Annotated in this window: 4 protein-coding genes and 5 pseudogenes; 4 read left to right on the forward strand and 5 right to left on the reverse strand. The window is 67.6% G+C overall.

Going from position 1 to position 6,931, the window contains the following annotated elements:
• Together ABZ453_RS49260 and ABZ453_RS49265 are read right to left on the reverse strand one after the other, a co-directional pair.
• A partial coding sequence (locus ABZ453_RS49260) for a transposase (protein WP_359026365.1) occupies nt 1-312 on the reverse strand: 312 nt, incomplete at its 3' end.
• Nucleotides 313-415: 103 nt separating this feature from the next.
• Nucleotides 416-571: a hypothetical protein gene (locus ABZ453_RS49265; RefSeq protein WP_359026367.1), complete on the reverse strand. Its 156-nt coding sequence runs from the start codon at nt 569-571 to the stop codon at nt 416-418.
• Nucleotides 572-602: 31 nt separating this feature from the next.
• On the opposite strand from ABZ453_RS49265, the pseudogene ABZ453_RS49270 reads away from it, so the two are divergent.
• Nucleotides 603-927, forward strand: a pseudogene (locus ABZ453_RS49270) (transposase); the annotation flags it as partial.
• Between the two features lie 464 nt (nt 928-1,391).
• A pseudogene (locus ABZ453_RS49275) lies at nt 1,392-1,751 on the forward strand (ISKra4 family transposase); the annotation flags it as partial.
• 10 nt (nt 1,752-1,761) lie between these two features.
• Here the strand turns inward: ABZ453_RS49275 and ABZ453_RS49280 are convergent.
• The 3 genes and pseudogenes from ABZ453_RS49280 to ABZ453_RS49290 all read right to left on the reverse strand — a co-directional run bounded on the left by ABZ453_RS49280 (nt 1,762) and on the right by ABZ453_RS49290 (nt 5,285).
• Entirely contained in the window at nt 1,762-3,300 is a 1,539-nt protein-coding gene (locus ABZ453_RS49280; RefSeq protein WP_359026377.1) for an ISKra4 family transposase, read from the reverse strand.
• 441 nt (nt 3,301-3,741) lie between these two features.
• A pseudogene (locus ABZ453_RS49285) lies at nt 3,742-4,692 on the reverse strand (IS110 family transposase); the annotation flags it as partial.
• A 227-nt stretch (nt 4,693-4,919) separates the two neighbouring features.
• Nucleotides 4,920-5,285 (reverse strand): hypothetical protein, encoded by a 366-nt coding sequence (locus ABZ453_RS49290; RefSeq protein ID WP_359026369.1) that lies wholly within the window; start codon nt 5,283-5,285, stop codon nt 4,920-4,922.
• Between the two features lie 258 nt (nt 5,286-5,543).
• On the opposite strand from ABZ453_RS49290, the pseudogene ABZ453_RS49295 reads away from it, so the two are divergent.
• Both ABZ453_RS49295 and ABZ453_RS49300 read left to right on the forward strand, forming a co-directional pair.
• Nucleotides 5,544-5,819 (forward strand): annotated as a pseudogene (locus tag ABZ453_RS49295) (group II intron reverse transcriptase/maturase); the annotation flags it as partial.
• Nucleotides 5,820-5,825: 6 nt separating this feature from the next.
• Nucleotides 5,826-6,653 (forward strand): annotated as a pseudogene (locus ABZ453_RS49300) (transposase); the annotation flags it as partial.
• Between the last annotated feature and the right edge of the window lie 278 nt (nt 6,654-6,931).

Consider the following 6,931-nt stretch of genomic DNA (forward strand, 5'->3'; position numbering starts at 1 on the left):
ACCTGCTTGTGCGACCAGACGCCGATCGCCACCATCACGCCGAAGTAGCCGATGAGCACGGCCCAGTCGAGACTGTTCATGAGCCCCCTTCCAGGATCCGCTGCCAGCGGCGGAACAGGTCATACACTCGAGTCCGCGGCCCGTACTCGGCGGGCACGTCCCTTCAGGGGACACCCCGGTGTGGACCCGGAACCGTATGCCGTCGATCAGGTGTCGCCGACTCCATACCGGCGGCCGGCCGGACTTCTTGCCTCTCGGCAACAGCAGTTCCAGTGCAGTCCATTGTTCATCTGTCAGATCTCCACCCGCCACGAACCAAAATCACCTCGCGACCAAGATCCACTTTCGATATACGCCTTAGTGCTCCCCATGTGGGGCGTGCAGCATCACACAGGCGCGACTCAATCCGACAGGGTCAAAGATCCTGCAATGACGCCTGGGAGCTGGAAAGTTCAGCGAACAGTAGGTGAACAGCGCCCTGCTTCTCGATCAGGCGCAGGATGAGGTCGTGGCACTCCTCGACCAGGAGCCTGACCTGGGGGAAGCGCCGTCCGAGCATGTCCGCGACCACGGGTCTCCCGCCTGATCGACACCCTGGCCGCGTGATCGCCCACTCCAACAAGCAGGACGCGGCCGCGACCTGGAAGAAGACCTATGGCCATCACCCGCTGACGGCCTTCGTCGACCACGGACCCGGGCGGAACCGGTGAGCCCGTCGCCGCCCTCCTCAGGCCGGGAAACGCGGGCTCCAACACGGCAGCCGACCACATCACCACCGCCCAACTCGCCCTCCCAACTGCCCAAGCGCTACCGACGAGGACGGCAGACGCTGATCCGCACGGACTGCGCCGGCGGTACCCACGACTTCGTGTCCTGGCTCGCGAAGCGGGCCGATGGCTGTCCTACTCGGTCGGCATGATGATCACCGAAGCGATCCACGCACCCGTGTTCCGCGCAATTCGGAGCTTCTGGAGGATGTGCTGGAGGCGCGCAATGTGCCGGTACCCCGGGAAGTGCCAGCGCCTCACGGCATCGGGGTGATGGTGGTGCCGCCGTGGCGGGAGGGTCTGCTCGCTGAAGTGCTGCCGGATGTGTACCGGGACATCGTGGAGATCGTCGCTGATGCTCCGGGTCCGTTGCAGGCCAAGCAGATCGTGCCGCAGATCGGGCTGGAGGCCACCACGGCGAAGATCGAGGGGACGAGGGCGAAGCTGAAGCGTCTGGTGGAGCGGGGCTGGCTGGCCGAGGGCACACCGGGCCGGTTCACTCTCGCCCGGCATGACGGGTCGCCGACCGGGGCAACTCTCGGTGATCAAGGGGCTCTTCTTCTCTTCGCTGATTCGAAGGTGCCAACCAAACGAATCGCAAGAAGAGCCGAAGAAGAGCCCCAGATGGAGCCCTATGACGCCTTATCCGAGCCTGATGGGTATGCCGCCTCCCGTGATGCCTTCGAACGCCTTGTCCGGGCGTTGGCCGGTGCCCCGGCCAACGGTATGGCCCATGACGAGCTGGAGGGGCTGCTCGAACAGCAAGGACGCGAGTTGCTGCGGCAGTTGATGCAGGATCACCTCGATACGCGGGCGAGGACGGAAGAAGCAGCGGCCCGGATCAGCGCGGGAGCGCTGGTGGTGCGCGGGCCGGAAGGACGGCCACGGACCTGGTGGGAGAGCAACCATCCCCGCTGGCTGACCTGCGTGTTCGGGCCGGTGCAGGTGACCTGGATCGCCTATGGGTGCGGCTCCTCTGAAGTGATGGTCGGGATCAAGCAGTGAGGCTGTAGTTCTGCTGGCCGGGGCTGGGGTAGAGGCGTTGATGCTCGCGGGCCGTGTGGAAGATCCAGTAGTCCTCGAAGTCGCCGTTCGTGATCAGTGCGCGGAGTTGGAGGATGGCTTCGGCCCTGTCGAGGCCCCAGCGGGCGCCGGTGATGTCGAGGCGGTCGGCGATCAGGTGGCGGCAGGCGCCCTCGACGGCGCCGGTGGCGATCGGCCAGCCAGCCGCGATAGCGGTGTCGTAGTGGAGCTGGCCGTGGTGGCCGGTGAGGTAGCGGTGGCAGGTGGTGACGGCCTGGCGACGGGTGGCGGGAAGCTGTTCGGCTGCGGCTTGGACGGTCATCTCGGCGGCGGCGCGCTCGGCGTGTCCGGCGAGGATCGCGGTGAGTTTGTCCGCGGCCCAGGTCTCGGCCTCGCGGCTGCCGACCGGGTGGAAGGCGTGGGCTGCCGTCCAGCAGTACTCGGCAACGTGCACGAAGTCGAGCAAGACGTTGAGGCGGATGCGGCGTTGGGAGGCTTCGTCCTGGATCAGGTCGAGTTGGTGGCGGGCGCCGTCGACGAGCACGATCCAGTCCCGCAGATGCCGCGGGTCGCGGGCCTCGGCCTGGTCGAAGGCGTCGGCGACGACGCGTTCCGGGGGACGGATCACCGAGGCGGTGCACCATGTGCGCTCCGCTTTCGGGCCTGGCCTCGGCGGCCGGTTCTCGCTGCGGCCGCCGGGCGGGTGCACGATGTCGTGCGGCCGGCGCGGGGCGGGCGCGGTGTCGAAGACGCAGGCCACCGTCGCCATACGCTTGCGGTTGGGTTTCTCTCCCGGAGCCAGCCGCCCGCGCCGTCCGGCGGCCGCACTCTTGGCCGCGGCCCGGCGGGTGGCCTCGCGCAGGGCTTCGGGGCGCATCACCACGCCCTTGCCGTCGACCTGCAGGACCAGCGGCATCTCGCGGGTGCACGGAGCGGGGATCTTCACCGTGTAGTAGGCGGCGATGTCGACGGCGGCCGCGACCACCAGTTCTTCGAGGCGACGCTTGCCAAGTACTCTTCCGCACCGGCGCTCGATCGCGGCCTGGGCCTGGTCGAACGAGCCGCGGACCGCTTCCAGGACCGCGAGCCGGGCCAGGCCGCGGGAGTGCCGGCCGGCAGGCAGCGACAACGCTTCGTCCGCCGGGTGCACGTTGGACACACCCCGGCCACGATAGGCGATCCTGGTGACCCGCACCGGCCCGAACACGCAGGTCAGCCAGCGGGGATGGTTGCTCTCCCACCAGGTCCGTGGCCGTCCTTCCGGCCCGCGCACCACCAGCGCTCCCGCGCTGATCCGGGCCGCTGCTTCTTCCGTCCTCGCCCGCGTATCGAGGTGATCCTGCATCAACTGCCGCAGCAACTCGCGTCTTTGCTGTTCGAGCAGCCCCTCCAGCTCGTCATGGGCCATACCGTTGGCCGGGGCACCGGCCAACGCCCGGACAAGGCGTTCGAAGGCATCACGGGAGGCGGCATACCCATCAGGCTCGGATAAGGCGTCATAGGGCTCCATCTGGGGCTGATCCGAAAATGAAAGCTCCAGAGGGCGTACGCCGTCGTCCCACCTGCCGCGGGTGCGGCTCTGTGGGGCGGCGGTGGCGTCCGGCAGCGGGCTCAGGCAGCGGGTTCGACGACGACTCGGTAACCGAGGGCTTCGAGTTGGCGGACAGCGTTGCGCTTGACACGGTCGGGCTGATGCCGGTGGCTGTCGTAGTAGTCGGCGCCCAGGTCGTGGAACCGGGACTCGGGATCGGCAAGCAGATGCCAAATGACGACCAGCAGGGACCGGCCGACCGCGACGACGGCCTTCTTGCGTCCCCGGCGCCGGGCGATGCGCCGGTAACGTTCGCCCAGGAAGGTGTTGGTCTTGCCGGCCGCCACGGCGGCGTTCCCCCAGAACCTGGGCCAGATACCGATTGCCGTGGCCGGTGGTGGACTTGCCCTTCTTCTTGCCCGCGGATTCCTTCACCCCGGGAGCGAACCGGGCCCAGGACACCAGGTGGCCGCTGGTCGGGAACCGGCTCATGTCGACACCGATCTCGGCGAGGATCACGCAGGCCGCGACGGGATTGATGCCAGGGATCTCGTCGAGCTGTTCCACCGCCGAGGCGAACGGCTCGATCTGCTTCCCGATCTCGGCATCCAGCGCCTGGATATCGGCGTCGATCATGTCGACCCGGGCCAGCATCCGCTGCAGCAAGAATGCGTGGTGGTCGGTGAAGAATCCCGTGAACGCCTCCTGCAGCGCTGCCGCTTTGCCCCGTAGACGCCCCCGCGCCATCAGCGCCAGGACGCGTGGGTCACGTTCCCCAGCGACCAGTGCCGCCATCATCTGCCGTCCCGAGATGCCAAAGATGTCGGTGGCCACCACGCTCAACTTGACCTGGGCATCCTCCAGTAACTTCTCCACCCGGCTCTTCTCCGCAGTGCGGGCCATCACCAGGTCCGCCCGATAGCGCGTCAGGTCCCGCAACTGACGGAACTTGGCGGGCGGAACGAAACTGGGCCGCAGCATCTGGCGCTCGGCGACCTTGCACAGCCAGACCGCATCGAGCCGGTCGGTCTTGGGCCGGCGCGGCAGGTGTTTGACGTCCTTCGCGTTCACCAGCCAGGTGTCGAACCCGGCGGCCTCCAGCACATAGAACGCCGGTTTCCAGTAGTCCGAGGTCGATTCCATCACCACCCGGGTAACTCCCAGATAGTGCAGGTGATCAGCCATCTCGAGCAGAGACCGAGTCATCGTGGAGAAGGTCCGCACCTCCTGCCGTCGGCGCCCGGAATTTCCTTCCCCCGGCACCCGCGCACAGCACACCAACTCGGCCTTCCCTACGTCCAGCGCCGCGACCCGCTCGATGATCTCCTCGTAGTCCTGGACCTCCGTCAGCACCGTGCATCCCCTCCTCACGGGAAGCGGACCGCTGCCCGGGGAGCCATAGGGCAGATGAAGAAATCTGATCCTCGTGCTCGAAGCAACACTGAAGCGCCCGTCAGCTGGCTCCCGCGTCCGGCTACGAAACGACCTCGAAGATCACATTCGATACGACGTCACCGGGCAGCGGCCACATCCCCATTTTCCGTCCGGAACGGGCGTCACCGCAGGGATTCCAAGGGCTACGAAGAAGAGCCCCTTGGTCACCGGGAGTTGGCCCAGCCAGAATCCCCGTCATGGCGGGCGAGGGTGAACCGGCCCGGTGTGCCCTCGGCCAGCCAGCCCCGCTCTACCAGACGCTTCAGCTTCGCCCTCGTCCCCTCGATCTTCGCCGTGGTGGCCTCCAGCCCGATCTGCGGCACGATCTGCTTGGCCTGCAACGGACCCGGAGCATCAGCGACGATCTCCACGATGTCCCGGTACACATCCGGCAGCACTTCAGCGAGCAGACCCTCCCGCCACGGCGGCACCACCATCACCCCGATGCCGTGCGGCGCCGACGCTTCCCGGGGTACCGGCACATTGCGCGCCTCCAGCACATCCTCCGCGGCCGACAACTCCGCCAGCACCTGCGCGAACGGTCTCGCGCGTGATCTCCCACCGCGACAGATCCTCCCGGGCCTTCTCCAGCCGGACCGCCAACTCCGCAGCCTCCACCTGGAGTTCTTCCACCCGCTGCCGAGCCGCGGCCTCCCGCGCCTGGAGCTCTTCCGGTAACGACACCATCGCGCCCCACCTCCACCTCGCCACGGTAGAAGTACGACCGCACCGCCCACACGTCAATCAGCGTCTTCCCAGCTCAGCTATCCCTCGAAAGGATCCGCACCCAACCCGCGAAGCGGCCCGAACTGCTGAATCAAGACGATCACGTCATCATAAGCGCCTACGGGTCCGAGTACCGCGGCATCGTTCAGTACTACCTGCTGGCCGGCGACGTCTTTCGACTCGCCCGTCTGCACTGGGCCATGTCGGCCTCGATGCTGATGACGCTGGCCAACAAGCACCGCTCGTCGTTCTCGAAGATGGCCCGCAAGTACAAGGCCACCGTCGAGACGCCGCACGGGCCACGCAAGTGCTTCGAGGCCCGCGTCGAACAACCCGGCAGTATCGTGTGGCGCAACCTGTGCGACAAGGTCCAGCTCGAAAACCGCGCGCACGCCGACTGCTGGGCAGCGGCCCTCAACCCGCCGCTGCCCGGCGGAGTACGCGAGCAGACCACCCGTGAACGCTGGAACAAGATCCACGCCCTGCTCGGCCAGGGCGTCGGGCTGCTGGACTGCTGGACTGCTCCCGACACCTCGGCCTGGCGCTGAACACCGTCAAGCGCTACGCCCGCATGCCCGAGCCCACCGGCCTGCGCATCGCACCGGCCTACCGGCCCACTCTCGTTGACGGGCGCGAGCACCTGCGCCGACGCCGCACTCAGGAGCCGGGCGTCCCTGTCCTCCACCTCTTCCACGAGATCAAGGAACTCGGATACACCGGCAGCCTCAACGGCCTGCACAAGTACCTCAACCAGGGCCGCGTCGACGGCGACCGGCCCGTCACCACCCCACACTGCGCAGCTCCTCCTTACCGCCCCGGACCACCTGCGGCCGAAATAGACCGCCCTGCTGGAGAAGATCACCGCAGCCTGCCCGGAGATGACCGAACTTGCCAACCTCGTACGCGACTTCTCTGCCCTGCTCACGCCGACCCGGGGCAACGATGTGAAGCTCACCGAGTGGGGCACCGCCACCCGCGCCGCGGCGCTGCCCCACCTGCACAGCTTCGCCAACGGCCTCGAACTCGACCGCTCAGCCGTCGACGCCAGCCTCACCCTACCCAACCACAACGGCCGCACCGAAGGCGTCAACACCAGAACGAAACGGATCACGAGACAGATGCACGGCCGCGCCGGATTCGGCCTCCTCCGCCACCGCATCCTCCTGCACTGATAGCTACTGGCCGTCACCACCGACTACGGGCCAGACCCGTTAGATTTATACTCCCGGTCCTCCCCGCCAAGGCGGGGGTGCTTCGCGCACCGACTTCCGCCTGCCCAACGACACCCCGTCTTCCCCGCCGACGCGGGGGTGCTCCGCAGCAGGCCGAGGTGGTGTCCATCCTGGGCTGGTCCTCCCCGCCGACGCGGGGGTGCTCCGCAGCAGGCCGAGGTGGTGTCCATCCTGGGCCGGTCCTCCCCGCCGACGCGGGGGTGCTCCGCAGCAGGCCG

Origin of the sequence: Streptomyces sp. NPDC005799 (genome assembly GCF_040630525.1) — a bacterium.
Taxonomy (GTDB): Bacteria; Actinomycetota; Actinomycetes; order Streptomycetales; family Streptomycetaceae; genus Streptomyces; species Streptomyces griseorubiginosus_B.

Bases quoted from the DNA above. Each gene is read 5' to 3' on its own strand.
- ABZ453_RS49280 (WP_359026377.1), bottom strand. From the start codon at position 3,300: ATGGAGCCCTATGACGCCTTATCCGAGCCTGATGGGTATGCCGCCTCC.